Annotated in this window: 11 protein-coding genes and 1 pseudogene; 7 read left to right on the forward strand and 5 right to left on the reverse strand. The window is 59.6% G+C overall.

From position 1 onward, the window contains the following. The first annotated feature begins 13 nt into the window (after positions 1 to 13). The gene (locus RBH10_RS21900; protein ID WP_281037910.1) at positions 14 to 724 is read left to right on the forward strand and encodes a YoaK family protein; all 711 of its coding nucleotides are present in this window, start codon (positions 14 to 16) and stop codon (positions 722 to 724) included. Between the two features lie 27 nt (positions 725 to 751). Here the strand turns inward: RBH10_RS21900 and RBH10_RS21905 are convergent, their stop codons facing one another. Continuing rightward, a complete protein-coding gene (locus tag RBH10_RS21905) occupies positions 752 to 1,270 on the reverse strand; it encodes a hypothetical protein (RefSeq protein WP_045015402.1) in 519 nt (172 codons plus the stop codon). Positions 1,271 to 1,347: 77 nt separating this feature from the next. On the opposite strand from RBH10_RS21905, the gene RBH10_RS21910 reads away from it, so the two are divergent. Beyond that, entirely contained in the window at positions 1,348 to 1,986 is a 639-nt protein-coding gene (locus tag RBH10_RS21910; protein WP_281037909.1) for a trimeric intracellular cation channel family protein, read from the forward strand. A 73-nt stretch (positions 1,987 to 2,059) separates the two neighbouring features. On the opposite strand, the gene irrA is transcribed toward RBH10_RS21910, so the two are convergent. Together irrA and RBH10_RS21920 are read right to left on the reverse strand one after the other, a co-directional pair. Continuing rightward, a complete protein-coding gene (irrA, locus tag RBH10_RS21915) occupies positions 2,060 to 2,479 on the reverse strand; it encodes an iron response transcriptional regulator IrrA (RefSeq protein ID WP_045015404.1) in 420 nt (139 codons plus the stop codon). Next, positions 2,469 to 2,600: a hypothetical protein gene (locus RBH10_RS21920; RefSeq protein WP_281037908.1), complete on the reverse strand. Its 132-nt coding sequence runs from the start codon at positions 2,598 to 2,600 to the stop codon at positions 2,469 to 2,471. Before RBH10_RS21920 ends, irrA begins: the two co-directional genes overlap by 11 nt. A gap of 195 nt (positions 2,601 to 2,795) precedes the next feature. Here RBH10_RS21920 and fabA point away from each other — a divergent pair, with 195 nt between their 5' ends. The 5 genes from fabA (at position 2,796) to RBH10_RS21945 (ending at position 6,797) form a co-directional block, all read left to right on the forward strand. Continuing rightward, a complete protein-coding gene (fabA, locus tag RBH10_RS21925) occupies positions 2,796 to 3,311 on the forward strand; it encodes a 3-hydroxyacyl-[acyl-carrier-protein] dehydratase FabA (protein ID WP_035219583.1) in 516 nt (171 codons plus the stop codon). 75 nt (positions 3,312 to 3,386) lie between these two features. Then, entirely contained in the window at positions 3,387 to 4,610 is a 1,224-nt protein-coding gene (gene fabB, locus RBH10_RS21930; RefSeq protein ID WP_281037907.1) for a beta-ketoacyl-ACP synthase I, read from the forward strand. 6 nt (positions 4,611 to 4,616) lie between these two features. Continuing rightward, positions 4,617 to 5,423 (forward strand): enoyl-ACP reductase FabI, encoded by an 807-nt coding sequence (gene fabI / locus RBH10_RS21935; RefSeq protein WP_045015406.1) that lies wholly within the window; start codon positions 4,617 to 4,619, stop codon positions 5,421 to 5,423. A 190-nt stretch (positions 5,424 to 5,613) separates the two neighbouring features. Further along, positions 5,614 to 6,207 (forward strand): TadE/TadG family type IV pilus assembly protein, encoded by a 594-nt coding sequence (locus RBH10_RS21940; RefSeq protein WP_281037906.1) that lies wholly within the window; start codon positions 5,614 to 5,616, stop codon positions 6,205 to 6,207. Beyond that, complete coding sequence (locus tag RBH10_RS21945) at positions 6,204 to 6,797, forward strand: TadE/TadG family type IV pilus assembly protein (protein ID WP_281037905.1); 594 nt, start codon at positions 6,204 to 6,206, stop codon at positions 6,795 to 6,797. The genes RBH10_RS21940 and RBH10_RS21945 overlap by 4 nt, the downstream gene beginning before the upstream one ends. Before the next feature lie 18 nt (positions 6,798 to 6,815). On the opposite strand, the gene RBH10_RS21950 is transcribed toward RBH10_RS21945, so the two are convergent. Together RBH10_RS21950 and RBH10_RS21955 are read right to left on the reverse strand one after the other, a co-directional pair. After that, complete coding sequence (locus tag RBH10_RS21950; protein ID WP_306180845.1) at positions 6,816 to 8,582, reverse strand: sulfite reductase flavoprotein subunit alpha; 1,767 nt, start codon at positions 8,580 to 8,582, stop codon at positions 6,816 to 6,818. Continuing rightward, positions 8,579 to 14,082 (reverse strand): annotated as a pseudogene (locus RBH10_RS21955) (glutamate synthase-related protein). The gene RBH10_RS21950 and the pseudogene RBH10_RS21955 overlap by 4 nt, the downstream one beginning before the upstream one ends. Between the last annotated feature and the right edge of the window lie 207 nt (positions 14,083 to 14,289).

Below are 14,289 nucleotides of genomic sequence, written 5' to 3' on the forward strand. Positions count from 1 at the left end.
ATCGAGCTTTTCCATGACCAGACAAAGACGTCGCAACATCATCAGGGCAAGGCGCACCGGCACGGGAATTGCGCTCGTCGCCGCCATTTCATTCATCGCCGGCATGACCGATGCGGTGGGTCTTTATGTTTCCGGAGATTTCGTCTCCTTCATGACCGGCAACACCACGCGCGCCGCCGTCTCGATGCAGGCGGGCATCTACTCCCATGCCGTAAAACTGCTTTTCGCAATCGTTGCCTTTGTGCTGGGCAATGCCGGGGGGATCGTGGTCGCACATAAATTCGACCGGAGCATCTTTGCCGTTCTTGTGGCCGTGGGATCGCTGGTGGCGATTGCCGCGGTGCTGCGCGACGGAGCCTCTGCTCTTGCGCAGTTTTATCTCGTTGTTTTCGCGATGGGTATGGTCAACGCCGCGGTCGAGCATATTGAGGGCCTGCCGATCGGCCTCACCTACGTGACTGGCGCGCTTTCCCGTTTCGGCCGCGGCATCGGCCGCTTCCTTCTGGGAGACCGGAGCCTCGACTGGGGTATCCAGATCGTGCCCTGGCTCGGCATGATCAGCGGTGCAATCTGCGGTGCCGTGTTGGGCGCCACGCTGCAATCCGATGCCCTATGGGTGGTTGCGGCAACGGTTTTTGCCGTCGCCATCGCCACGCTCGTCATTCCGCGTTCGCTTCGCCACCGCTATAATCAAAGGGTCAGGATCAGGCGCATCGCGCCCTGACGGAGCGCGCCGTCACAAACCTCACCGTTACTTGCGCGATATGGTGACGAATTTCGTGCCGCGAACCCGCACCGTCATCAGGCAGGTTTCCTTGTCGGTGCGTTCGCAATAACGCGGGTGCATCTTCAGCACGAAGACCATGTTGCCGAAACGCTTGATGAAATCGTAACCGTAAATCCGGGCCGTCGCGATCATCAGATATCCACCCTCTTTTACCTGGACGTAAAAATTGTAAGGGCAGCCTTCCTCATCGCAGCTGCGGCCTTTTTCGCCATCGCAGTCCAGAACGCCGTGATTGACGACGGCATCCATCAAGCCATCATTGTTGATATCAAGCCTGGTAATAAAATCGTCGCCGAAGGCAGCCGTTTTGCACTCCTTGCGGAAATGGTCCTTTTCATAAATCTCGGGATCGCTCACCAGCTGCTGCTGCGCCGCCAGAGCGACCGGAAACATCAAGAGGACCAGCGCCTGAAGAGCGGCAACGATAGCGATTCGCACGGCATTTTCCTTTGCATCCGTTTCGTTTATGGATGTTGCGATCATCCGGGCGGCCAGCCTAGAGTTCCGCGCTTGCGCGACACTGACGCGCGCTCATCCAAATTTCCGGGGGGACCTTTTTCATGACACTTCTGGGTTTTCTCGATTATGCCGGCGTTGCCGTGTTTGCCGCAACCGGTGCATTGGCCGCCTCGCGCAAGCAGCTCGACCTGATCGGCTTCCTGTTTTTTGCAGCCGCGACCGGGATAGGCGGCGGCACGGTGCGCGATCTCGTGCTGGGCAGGGCGCCGGTGTTCTGGGTGGTGAACCCGACCTATATTCTCGTCTGTGTATCGGTTGCGGTTCTGCTCTTCTTCACCGCGCATCTTTTCGAATCCCGGTATCGGGTGCTGATCTGGCTCGATGCCGTCGGCCTCTCCGCCTATTGCGTCATGGGCGCGGCCAAGGGTCTGGCCGCCAGCGGCTCCGCAACCGTGGCCATCGTCACCGGCGTTCTGACGGCGACGTTTGGCGGCGTGCTGCGCGATGTTCTCGCCGGGGAACCCTCCGTGCTCCTGCGCCCGGAAATCTACATCACCTGCGCGCTTCTGGGCTCATCCATCTTTGTTGGCACCTATTTCCTCGGTGCGCCGCTATATGTCGCGTCGGGCGTTGGCGCCCTGACGGCTTTCGGCGTCCGGTCCGGAGCGCTGATCTTCGGATGGACGTTCCCGCCCTACAAGGCCAAGCCCGGCAGACGGCCGGAAGATATATTGAAGTAAGGCAGCAAAGACGGCCCGAAACAGAAATGGCGCCCGCAGGCGCCATTTCTGTTTACGTTACCTGGCCAAAGCTTCAGCTACGCTTGCGGCGCAGGCGGATGACCACGTCCACATGGGCGATTTCCATGCCTTCGGGCGCTTCCGGCAAATTGTCGATCTGGAGATTGTTGATGGGAATGTCGAGAACCTCGTTCTCTCCCTCCACGAAGAAGTGATGATGATCGGACACGTTGGTGTCGAAATAGGTGCGGGCACCCTCGACAGCCAGAACGCGGATCAGACCCGCTTCGGTGAATTGATGCAGGGTATTGTAGACCGTGGCGAGAGAAACGGGCACGCCGGCGGTAACCGCCTCGTCATGCAGTTCCTCCACCGTCAGGTGACGGTCGCCCTTTGCGAAGAGAAGATCGCCCAAAGCCACACGCTGGCGCGTGGGGCGCAGCCCCGAGCGCCGCAGCCTCGTTCCAATATCCAATGTGGCGTCAAATGCCATGCAATCCCATTCCAAGCACAGGGGAAAAACCCATCAATTGCACTAGCATATATCTTTTGCCGCGAATGCTTTCAATAGTTTCAGCGCCGCCGAGTGTCGCAAATGGCTGCAAACCGGCCATTCTTGCAAATTTCCTCTGGTTCCTGCCGGATGGTTCCTGTATGCGGACGGCATATTGAGGTAATGACTTCTGTAAAGAAGGTTCGAAGACAAAGAATGGGGGCAGAGCGGCCTCTGCCCTTGCAGCGCTTCATTTTGAACCTAACTTGCTCTAGTGAAGTCGATCAACACCAGTGACTGGGGAAGTGAAAGCGGTATGGCAACGAGGCAATCAAGTTACAATTACGAGGAGATCCTTTCCTGCGGTCGCGGCGAATTGTTCGGCCCGGGAAATGCGCAGCTCCCATTGCCCCCCATGCTCATGGTTCACCGCATCACCGAAATTTCCGAAACCGGCGGCGCGTTCGACAAGGGTTTCATCCGCGCTGAATATGATGTGAGCCCCGATGACTGGTATTTCCCCTGCCATTTCCAGGGCAACCCGATCATGCCGGGCTGCCTCGGCCTTGACGGCATGTGGCAGCTGACCGGCTTCTTCCTTGGCTGGCTGGGCGAAGAAGGCCGCGGCATGGCGCTCTCCACCGGCGAAGTCAAATTCAAGGGCATGGTTCGCCCGAATACGAAGCTCCTCCAGTACGGCATAGACTTCAAGCGCGTCATGCGCGGACGTCTCGTTCTGGGAACCGCCGACGGATGGCTGAAGGCGGACGGAGAAACCATTTATCAAGCGACGGACCTTCGTGTAGGGCTGTCGAAGGAAAAGACCGCCTGAAGCAGACGGAATAGTCCTGGCAAACGCCGGGCGGCTTCAGTCGTCCAGCCGAAATCTTAAGAAAAGGTCCATTTCATGAGACGAGTTGTTGTCACCGGCCTCGGCATTGTTTCTTCCATCGGTGGTGATGCCGCCGAAGTCACCGCATCTCTGCGCGACGCCAAATCCGGCATTTCATTTTCGCCGGATTTTGCCGAACACGGTTTCAAATGCCAGGTCTGGGGCAAGCCGTCTCTCGACCCGACGGAACTGGTCGACCGCCGCGCCATGCGCTTCCTGTCGCAGGGCGGCGCGTGGAACCACGTTGCGATGAAGCAGGCGATCGCCGATTCCGGCCTCGAGGAAAGCGACATCAGCGGCAACGAGCGCACCGGTATCATCATGGGTTCGGGCGGCCCTTCCACCCGCACGATCGTTGAAGCCGCCGACATCACGCTGAAGAACAACAGCCCGAAGCGCATCGGCCCCTTTGCCGTGCCGAAGGCCATGTCCTCGACCGCTTCGGCCACGCTCGCGACCTGGTTCAAGATCCACGGCGTCAACTATTCCATCTCGTCGGCCTGCTCCACATCGGCGCATTGCATCGGCAACGCCGCCGAGATGATCCAGTGGGGCAAGCAGGACGTGATGTTCGCGGGCGGCCATGAAGACCTCGACTGGTCGATGTCCAACCTCTTCGACGCCATGGGCGCCATGTCGTCCAAATATAACGACACGCCAAACCTCGCCTCCCGCGCCTATGACGTCAACCGCGATGGTTTCGTGATCGCAGGCGGTGCTGGCGTGCTGGTTCTCGAAGAGCTGGAACACGCAAAGGCGCGCGGCGCCAAGATCTACGCCGAGATCGTCGGTTATGGCGCAACCTCAGACGGTTACGACATGGTGGCTCCGTCCGGCGAAGGCGCGATCCGCTGCATGCGTCAGGCCCTTTCCACCGTGAAGGGCGACATCGACTACATCAACACCCACGGCACCTCGACGCCGGTTGGCGACAGCAAGGAAATCGGCGCGATCCGCGAAGTCTTCGGTGACAGGATCCCGCATATCCAGTCGACCAAGTCCCTCACCGGTCACTCGCTGGGCGCTGCGGGCGTTCAGGAATCGATCTACGGCCTGTTGATGATGCAGGAACGCTTCATCGGCGAAAGCGCGCATATTTCCGAACTCGATCCGGAATTTGCGGGCGTCCCGATCGTTCGCAGCCGCATCGACAATGCCAAGATCGACACCATCCTTTCCAATTCCTTCGGCTTCGGCGGCACCAACGCCACGCTGGTCTTCCAGCGTCATAACGGATAATTGCCCATGAACGGCATCATGCAGGGTAAACGCGGCCTCATCATGGGCGTCGCAAACAATCACTCTATCGCCTGGGGTATCTCCAAGGCGCTTGCAGCGCAGGGCGCGGAACTCGCCTTCACCTATCAGGGTGATGCGCTCGGCAAGCGTGTGAAACCGCTCGCCGCCGAACTCGGGTCCGACTTCATCGTGCCTTGCGATGTCGAGGATATCGCTTCGGTCGACGCGCTTTTTGCGGCCATCCGCGAAAAATGGGGCTCGCTGGATTTCGTCGTGCACGCCATCGGCTTTTCCGACAAGAACGAGCTGAAGGGTTTTTACGCGGATACGACCCGTGAGAACTTCAGCCGCACCATGGTCATCTCCTGTTTCTCGTTCACGGAAATTGCCAAGCGCGCCGCTGAATTGATGACGAATGGCGGCTCCATGCTGACGCTGACCTATAACGGCTCGCAGCGGGTCATCCCGAACTACAACGTCATGGGCGTTGCCAAGGCCGCTCTCGAAGCGTCGGTGCGATATCTCGCCGCCGATTACGGCCCGCGGGATATTCGCGTCAACGCCATCTCGGCCGGCCCGGTCCGCACATTGGCGGGCGCCGGCATTTCCGATGCGCGTGCAATTTATGCGTGGAACCAGAAAAACGCACCGCTGCGGCGGACGGCGGATATCGACGATATCGGCGGATCAGCACTTTACCTGCTGTCCAACATGTCGCGCGGCGTCACCGGCGAATGCCACTACGTGGATTGCGGCTTCAACATCACCTCCACGCCCACCCTTGAGGTTCTCTCAAAAGCGGATGCGGAATAAGCTACTGTTTTCCGTAGAATAAAAAAGCCCGGCGATATGCCGGGCTTTTTGCATTTATAGTCTGTGTCATTCTTGAGAACTGCTAAAGTACAAGCCGTCGGAGTAACTGAATTTAAACACCGGCTGGTTATGGTCCGCAACAAATTCAACAGTTGCGCTTGCCGCATATTCTAGAGATCGACACCGACATATGCGACTGGCCAAACTGAAGCCATTGCTGGAAAAATTTGGGCTCTCCCGTGACGGGACAGCGGCGATCGAATTCGCGATCCTCGCGCTTCCCTATTTTCTCGTCGTCTTTGCGATTATCGAAACCTTCATCGCCTTGATGGCGGAACAGGTGGTCGTCAATGCCACCGACACCATGGCGCGACGTCTGCGCACCGGACAGATCAGCAGCTCGATTTCGAAAGAGGATTTTCGCAAGAGTTTCTGCAACGAAGTCTCGGTGATGATCACTTGCTCTGACGAGAGCAAAACCGCACAAAAGCTTTATATCGACCTTCGCTCCTTCTCCGCCTTCAAGGATATTCCAACCACGATACCCCTGAAGGCTTACGGCGAATATTACGATCTCGACACGGCGCAATTCGGCTTCAAGCCGGGCGGACCGGACACGATCAACATGCTGCGCGTCTATTATCGCTGGCGCGTGGTCGCCGATATCATCCGGCCGTATCTCACAAAAATACGTCCGGCCGACGGGTCGATGCCCTCGCATTTCCTCATCGTCGCGACTGATGCCTACATGACCGAGAAATACACCACAAGCGGGGGCTCATGATGGCAGGGTTGGTGTCCGCCGTCACGAACGGCCGACTTCGTTTCATCGCGCTCGTTGCACGCTTCGCAAAGGATCTCCAAGGCGTGGGCGCGGTGGAATTCGCGATCGTCTTCCCGATATTGCTCGCGCTTTATCTGACGTCCTTCGAACTCACGATCGGCTACAATACCTACAAGCGGGCAAGCGGCGCCTCCGCGACGATCAACGACCTGATCTCCAAAACAAATTCCGTCGACAAGGCTTATCTGACAAGTATGCAGGACGTCACGGCTGCCGTCTTTGCGCCTTACAGCACCAAGGGTCTGAAGCTGAAGATCAGCGGCATAAAGATCGACAAGCAGAAGCAGGCGACAATCGCCTGGTCCTGGGACGAGAAAAACGCGAGGCCCTATGCGGTGGGATCGGCGGTTACGGTTCCGAGCCGTTTGCTTGTAGCGGACACCTTCCTCATCCATGTCGAGCTTTCCGTCCCGCATGAATTGCTGATGTTCATGCCCGATATCGCCTCGTCGGGCGTAAAGTCGATCACGATCGGGCGCGATTATTTCTTCAAGCAGCGCGACGCGGAGATTACCTGCTCCAACTGCTGATCCACCTTCAGCGTTGCTCTAATAAACATCGCGCAGATAACGCTTTTCGCGCTTCAGCCGGTTCACATAGTCGCTCGCCGCTTCTGCAGAGATGCCAGCCTCGTCGCTCACGATGCCATGCAGGGCATCATCCACATCCTTCGCCATGCGGGTCGCATCGCCGCAAACGTAGAAATAGCCGCCCTCTTCAAGCCATTGATAGAGCGCCTTGCCGTTCTGCCGCATGCGGGTCTGGACATAGATCTTTTCCACCTGGTCCCGCGAAAAGGCGAGATCGAGACGGGTCAACACACCATCGCGGCTCATCTCACCGAGCTCGTTTTCGTAGATGAAATCCGACTGCCGGTGCTGATCGCCGAAAAACAGCCAGTTTTTGCCCTTTGCGCCCCTTGCCTGCCGTTCCTGCAAAAATGCCCGGAATGGCGCGATGCCCGTGCCCGGTCCCACCATGATCATTGGCGCGTCATTGTCCTGCGGCACACGAAACGCCTTGTTCGGCGAGACGAAAATCCCGGCATTCTGCCCCGCCTCCACCCGGTCCGCGAGATAGGTGGAGCACACACCACCACGCTCACGGCCCTCGGCGCGATAACGCACGCTGGCGATTGTCAGATGCACGCTGTTTTCAGCAACCAGAGGGCTGGAGGAGATGGAATAAGCGCGATGCTGCAATGGCTTCAGGAATGTCACGAATTCGGCAAGATCGAACAGGGGCTTTCCGCCGAGATTGAGCAGGTCGAGAATATCCTTGCTCCAGAGAAAGGCAGCCAGTTGTTCCCTGTCTCCGTTTGTAAGGATGTGGCTGAGTTCGTCGTGCCCCGAGCGCTTGCCGATTTCGGCGACCAACTCACGCGAGGGCATCGATATCTCGAACATGTTCAGAAGCGCATCGCCGACTGGACGGTCAATCCCAATGACGTCGTCATCAGCGCCCACTCCGAAGCGTTCAAGCAGCGCGCCGACCAGCTTCGGGTCGTTAAGGGGAACGACGCCGAGAGCGTCACCCGCCTCATATTCAAGTCCGCTTTCGCCGAGATCGAATTCGTAGTGGCGAATTTCCTTGGACGAGGCAGAGCCGGAAAGAAGACGATTGACACTCACGCTCGCCGCATAGGGGTTCTTGCGGTTCCAGCCCTGTTTTGCCCGCGCGGGCGGCTCAGCAATTGCCGGCGTGGCCGTGGCTGCATTGCCACCATCGATGGCGAGCGCGAGTGGCAAGGTCTCACCGATCCACGCGGCGGCCGCATCCTCGAAATCGATATCGCAATCGATACGCGTCTTCATGCGTTTGCCGCCAAGTTGCTCGAACCGCGTATCGATGAGCTTGCCGGCCTGGCAGAAACCGTCATAGCCGGTATCGCCCAGGGCAAGCACGGCGAAATTCATCTCGTCCAGACGCGGCGCGCTTTCAGCAGCGAGTGCTTCCCAGAAAAGCTGGGCATTATCAGGCATTTCGCCTTCGCCATAGGTGGAGGTGACGACGATGACGCGCTTCATGGAACCGAGATTATCCATGGAGACGTCATCCAGCGCCGTCACCACGGGCTGCATACCCTGCGTACGGGCGGCGTCGGCGATATCCATCGCCAACGCCTCGGCATTGCCGGTCTGGGTGCCAACGAGGATGTTCAGCACACTGGCTGCCACCTTGGGAGAAGCCGCAGCAACCGATGCCTCCAAGCCAATGGCGGTGCGGGAGTGGAGACCGGCCAGAAAACCGGAAAGCCAGGCGCGCTGGTCGCCGTTAAACGGCGCGTCCTGCGGAATATAAGGTATCTTCATCATGCTGCCCTGTTGTGGCTGGATGCGGTGGCAAGGTCGGGAATGGCGCGTGCCGCGAAAAGCTCTTCGAAGCCCGGCAGACGGCCGATCTTCTCGATGTTTTTCCGGTTCTGCTGAATGATCCAGCCATAGGTGCCGGGGCTGTCCACCGACCAGATGTTGCGGCGCGCCAGCGCCTGCTTGTAATCGTCGAGGCGCTTGGCGGCGATCATCACCGCAAGCTGTTCGTCGTTATGGTCGGAAAGCGCCTCGCGCGCATATTTCAGCAGTCGCTGCATCAGCGCATAATCTTCCGTGAGGATGAGATTGCGGACGGCTTTTTCGACGGCGGGATCGGAGGGGCCGGATGCCAGCGGTAGTCGTTGCAGGGCGATGGCCTGCGCCATGCTCAACACCGTGTAGTTGTTGATGAGCGCATACATTTCTTCCGTGTCCGTCTCGCCATAACCCGGCACCGTTCCGTTCAAAACGGCCTTGCGGTCGCGATAAGCGAGCTTGAACTTGCGCACCTGATGGGCGGCAAGCGCAGATGCCACTTCCTCCAGCAGCTCCTTGCGGGGCTTGGCCTTCAGAATCTCGTCGCTGTCCTGATAAAGCAGCAGGGCGCGCGGCATGCCATAGATGAAATTGTGCTGTTCGCTCTCCCAGTTCTCCAGCAGCCATTCTGCCTTGGCCGAGCCGGTTTCCGCAACGTGCCAGGTCAAAAGCTGGTGAACGGCCTGACTGTGGATTGCGGCCTGTTCGTCCTCACCGGTGATCGAGCCGAGCAGGATGGAATCGTGGCTGACCTTCTTCGGCAGATCGCCATAGGGATCATACTGATAGACGAAACCGCCGCTCATGCCGTTGCCGAAACCCTTGCCGAAACTGCCGAGGTTGAGAACGGCACCGTTGGTCATATATTCACAGGCAAAATCGCCGACACCTTCGACCACGGCGGTCGCACCGGAGTTACGCACCGCGAACCGGTCGCCCGCCTGCCCCTCCACGAAAGTACGGCCGCCGGTGGCGCCGAACAGCGCGAAATTACCGACCAGCACATTGCCGCCCGCCTCCTCCGAACCGCCGCCCGGGGAACGAACGACGATGGTGCCGCCGCAGGCGCTTTTGCCGACGCCGTCATTGCAGGTGCCGGTATGGACCATGACCATGCCGTCATTGCAGAAAGCTCCAAAGGACTGTCCGGCGGAACCGGAAGTGTCGATGCGCACCGAACCCGCCTCCAGAAAACGGCGGCCACGACCATCCCGCTTAACGGCAGGGAGGGCATCCAGCTGCTCGTCGGAGAGTTCATGGTTCAGCATGCGTTCGATATCGACGGCGAGCTGGCCGCCAACGCTCTTGTTGCAATTGTTGAGGAAACGATTGCCGCCAAGCTCGATGTTCTCCCGCCTGCTGTCGACCAGAGCCGAGCGCACGAGTTCGATGAAGGCATCATCCAGCGCGAAGTCCTTTTCCATATAAACGGGGTTGTCGATCTTCACCTCTTCGACCACGGCAAGCATTGCCCGGAGGTCAAGCTGGCCGACACTCGCCGGATGATCGAGGAGGTGAAGAAGATCGGAACGGCCGCGTGCTTCCCGCAGCGAACGCAGCCCGAGTGCGGCCAGGATCTCGCGGGTCTCATGGGCGATGTTCATGAGGTACTGCGCCAGCGCACGGGGATCACCGTTGAAGGCTTCCTGATTGGTGGTGAGACCGGCCGGGCACTTGATGTTGCAGTTCTTGGCCATGACGCATTTCAGCATCATCAGCGCCGTGGTGCCGAACTCGAAACTGTCACCGCCGAGAAGTGCTGATTTCACCACATCGCTCGCCGTCTGGTGCGCGCCGGAGCAACGCAGCAGCACCTTGGCGCGAAGGCCCGTGGCGCAGAGTGCCTGATGCACCTCGGCGATGCCGATTTCCGCCGCGCGGCCGGTATATTTGAGGCTGGTGACGGCCGCCGCCCCCGTGCCGCCGGTATTACCGGCGACGTTGATGACATCGGCACCCGCCTTGGCGACGCCGACTGCAATCGTGCCGATGCCTTCCGACGAGACCAGCTTGACGATGACGCGCACGCGCGCCGCCTTGGCATCGTGGATGAGCTGGGCCAGATCCTCGATCGAATAGGTATCATGATGCGGCGGCGGCGAAACTAGTTCAACGCCCGGCGTGCCGCCGCGTGCAGCGGCGATTTCCACCGTCACCTTCGGAGACGGCAACTGCCCGCCCTCGCCGGGCTTCGCGCCCTGGCCGATCTTGATCTCGATTTCCTCCAGCATCGGGTCGGCCAGATAACCGGCCCAGACGCCGAAACGACCGGAGGCAAACTGCTTGATGCGCGAGGCACGGATGGTGCCGTAACGGGAAATATGCTCACCACCCTCTCCCGAATTCGACATGCCGCCGACCATGTTGGTGCCATGGGCAACCGCCTCATGGGCGGCGGCAACCAGCGCACCGTGGCTCATCGCGCCCGATGCCAGGGTCTTGGTGATCTCGCTCGCCTTTTGCACGGCATCGAGCGGGATGCTTTCCGGTGCCGTGCGGATGAGCGACAGATAGGTGAATGCCTCGCCCTTTGCCTGAACCAGCAACGCGCCGCCTTCCAGCCAATGTCCGGCGATATCCTCACCGAAACGGTCGAGCAGCGACTGGCCGAGTGCGGCAAGGCGGGCAAGCTCATGCCCCTGCGATCCGGTCAATTGCAGCCGGAATGCGCCGTCGCCCACACTCTCGCAAAGCAATCCACGCACCATGAAGCTGTTATTGCCCTGCCTGGAAAAACGACCCATTTCCCGGCAAAATTCTTCGGCCGAACCGGCAAAGGTCACATCGGCCGGCAATTCCACAACGTCGCGCAGGGCGGCAGGGCGGCGCGACCTTTCTTCCGCCATCATGCGTGCGAAAGCGCGGTAACCGGGCGTTACCTCGAATGCGTCGATCGCCTCAGGCGTCAGCCGGTCGAAGCTGTTGTGATAATAGGCCGCATCGTTGAGACCAAAAGCATCCTCCAACCGGTTGAGCGGCAAAAGACGCAGCATCTCCTCGTTTTCGGTTCCCTTGTCGAAACCGATCTTTTCCTCCGTCATATCCACGAAACCGCGAACCGCCGTCGTGCCATAGGAGTGGCCGGCACCTTCGGCGCGCTCCTTGAAGAGACCGAGCAGCGGAATGTCGTTCTCACCCTTCACCGACAGCGCCTTGCGATGCCAGTCCACTACTGCCTGCGCGATAACGGCGAAAGTGACGCCGCCGACCGGGGTCTTCACATTCGGGAAATAGCGCTTCAGTACCGGATCTTTGGTATCGAGGAAGTTCGGCTCGAAGAACTCGCCGCCGATATAGCTTTCCGCCGTGCACAGCCCGACCTTGCCCATGGTCTTCATCAGCGACTTTTCAGCCGCCTTGGCGAAACGCTTGAACGCCTTGTCGGCATCGGCGGCGAATTTCTCCTCGGCGCGGAACTGCACGCCGAGCGGATAGACCGCCGAAGCCCCGAAGCCGAGGCCAGCCGCGATGTGATGCGAGGAGGAAAATTGCCCGCTTTCAACGATCAGGGACACGCGCAGCCGCAGACCTTCTTCGATCAGCCGCTGGTTGATGGCGGAGACGACCATGATCATCGGCAAGGCCGCGCGGCTTGCCGAAACGTGCCGGTCGGTGATGACGGCAATGCCGCCTTCCTCAGCCGCGAAAGCCACGACCTCGTCGCAGAGACCGTCGATCGCCTGCCGCAAGGCCGCTTCGTTGGCATCTGCGACATCGAGGACCGGCGTATAGAGCATTTCGAAACGGCGAACGGGCGTCTCGGGTTGTTCACGAATACGCAGCATATCGAGGTGGGTTAGGATCGGCGAGCGCACGACAATCTGGCGAGCCTTCTTCGCGCCGCTGTTCGGCTTTGCGCCCAACGCCACACGCAGCGTCATGCCATCGGCCTCGCGAATGCTGTCGAGCGGCGGATTGGTAACCTGCGCGAAGCGTTGCGAGAAATATTTCGCCACCCCGCCTTCCTGATCGGAGAGCGCGTTGATGGCATTGCCATAACCCATGGCCGAGATTTTTTCCGCGCCGGATGCCAGCATCGGGTCCATCAGGAACTTGAAGCTTTCCTGATTGTGCGAATAGGCGACATAACGCTGATGCCGTTCCAGATCGCCATTGTAACGCAGCGGCGAGCCCTGCTTTTCCGCGGGCACTTCCGGCAAATCCGCAAGCATCACGCGTGCTTCAGACAATAGCGATGGGTAGTCCCGGCGCGAGGCCAGAAGCTCCAGTGATTCGACGGTGGAAAAGGCGCGCCGTTCGGCGTGGTCGTAATAAAGCATGCCGCCCGCCTCGATGCGGCCGCGGCAGATGACGCTTTCGGCCGGAAATGCGATCTGCCCCGCCTCGGACATGACGCAGAGATAATCCTCCGTCTCGACGGTGCGCAACGGGCGCAGGCCGAGGCGATCGAGCCGGGCTCCGATGATGGTGCCGTCGCCGAAAATCAGCGCAGCCGGGCCGTCATTCTTTTCTTCGTAGAGCGAGAAATATTCCAGCATCGCCTTGACGCCGGGCGACAGGGTATCGTCGTTTTCCCAAGCCGGCGGCATCATCGAGACCACGGCGGTAACGAGGTCGAGGCCGTCTTCCATCACCCGCGCCTGCAATGTCTGGTCCAGACGGCAGCTATCCGACTGGCCCTTCGGCCTGACGATGCTGGCATTCTTCGCCAGCGCCACCGCCGCTTCGGACAGGCGGTTCTTCTTGTCAGTGTTAAGTTCGCCATTATGCGCCATCAGCCGGAAGGGCTGCGCCATAGACGGATGCGGATCGGTATTGGTGGAAAACCGCGTGTGGAAATACATCGTATGCACTTCATGACGCGGGTCGGTCAGGTCGCAGAAATAGGGCATGACCTCATGGGAGTTCAGACGCCCTTTCAGTACCTGCGTGCGTGCGCTGAGCGACAGTGGATAAAAACCGGCAAGTTCCGGCGCGGTATAAGCGAGCGCCTCAATGGCGAGCAGCGCCTTGTGAATACGCCAGTCGAACTCAGCAAGAGTTGCGCATTCCACTGGAGCCGAAAAGACCCATTGCCGGATCGGCAATTGATAGGAAATGGCAGCGGGGCGGATCGCCTCGTCATTCACCGGAATATCGCGGATCAGCAAGACCGAAAAACCCTGCTCTTCCAGAGCGCCGCCGATGATGCCAACCGCCTGATCATGGAAAGCCGGGTTCTGCGGCAGGAAAAAATTGCCAACGCCGAACCGGCCGGCCTGCAAGGCATCGTGTCCTGTCAGCGCCTTAAAAAGGAGAGCGACAGGTCGAGTGATACGCCGGCACCGTCGCCCACACCTTCGGCCGACATGCCGCCGCGATGCGGCACGGCACAGAGTGCCTCGTGACCGCGCTTGAGCACATCATGGGTCTGCACCCCGTCCTTGCGGGTGATAAAACCGACGCCACAGCTGCTTTTTTCAAAAGCCGCATCGTAAAGGCCGAATTTTTGCTCCGTCACGCTCAAGGCACTCTCCTCTCGTTGCGCATTCCGCGCGGCATCGCCCTCTTTCCCGAAACCCGGCGCGTCAGCCGGCACTCTGCGGGCGGAGCCGCAGGCGACCTGGCTGCTCCTCTTTTTTCTGCTTATCGGCGTTTAATGGCGCGAACGGTCGTTTTGCGGCCGTCAAACGGCGTGGCGGCAATGGCCGCTTTCTCGCAAATAATGATCGTC

The organism is Rhizobium sp. AN73 (assembly GCF_030757975.1).
GTDB lineage: Bacteria > Pseudomonadota > Alphaproteobacteria > Rhizobiales > Rhizobiaceae > Agrobacterium > Agrobacterium arsenijevicii.

What these genes read in the sequence shown, in the direction of transcription:
- RBH10_RS21900 (WP_281037910.1), top strand. Translation starts at nt 14, where the DNA reads ATGACCAGACAAAGACGTCGCAACATCATCAGGGCAAGGCGCACCGGC.
- RBH10_RS21905 (WP_045015402.1), bottom strand. Translation starts at nt 1,270, where the DNA reads ATGATCGCAACATCCATAAACGAAACGGATGCAAAGGAAAATGCCGTG.
- RBH10_RS21910 (WP_281037909.1), top strand. Translation starts at nt 1,348, where the DNA reads ATGACACTTCTGGGTTTTCTCGATTATGCCGGCGTTGCCGTGTTTGCC.
- irrA (WP_045015404.1), bottom strand. Translation starts at nt 2,479, where the DNA reads ATGGCATTTGACGCCACATTGGATATTGGAACGAGGCTGCGGCGCTCG.
- RBH10_RS21920 (WP_281037908.1), bottom strand. Translation starts at nt 2,600, where the DNA reads ATGGCCGGTTTGCAGCCATTTGCGACACTCGGCGGCGCTGAAACTATT.
- fabA (WP_035219583.1), top strand. Translation starts at nt 2,796, where the DNA reads ATGGCAACGAGGCAATCAAGTTACAATTACGAGGAGATCCTTTCCTGC.
- fabB (WP_281037907.1), top strand. Translation starts at nt 3,387, where the DNA reads ATGAGACGAGTTGTTGTCACCGGCCTCGGCATTGTTTCTTCCATCGGT.
- fabI (WP_045015406.1), top strand. Translation starts at nt 4,617, where the DNA reads ATGAACGGCATCATGCAGGGTAAACGCGGCCTCATCATGGGCGTCGCA.
- RBH10_RS21940 (WP_281037906.1), top strand. Translation starts at nt 5,614, where the DNA reads ATGCGACTGGCCAAACTGAAGCCATTGCTGGAAAAATTTGGGCTCTCC.
- RBH10_RS21945 (WP_281037905.1), top strand. Translation starts at nt 6,204, where the DNA reads ATGATGGCAGGGTTGGTGTCCGCCGTCACGAACGGCCGACTTCGTTTC.
- RBH10_RS21950 (WP_306180845.1), bottom strand. Translation starts at nt 8,582, where the DNA reads ATGATGAAGATACCTTATATTCCGCAGGACGCGCCGTTTAACGGCGAC.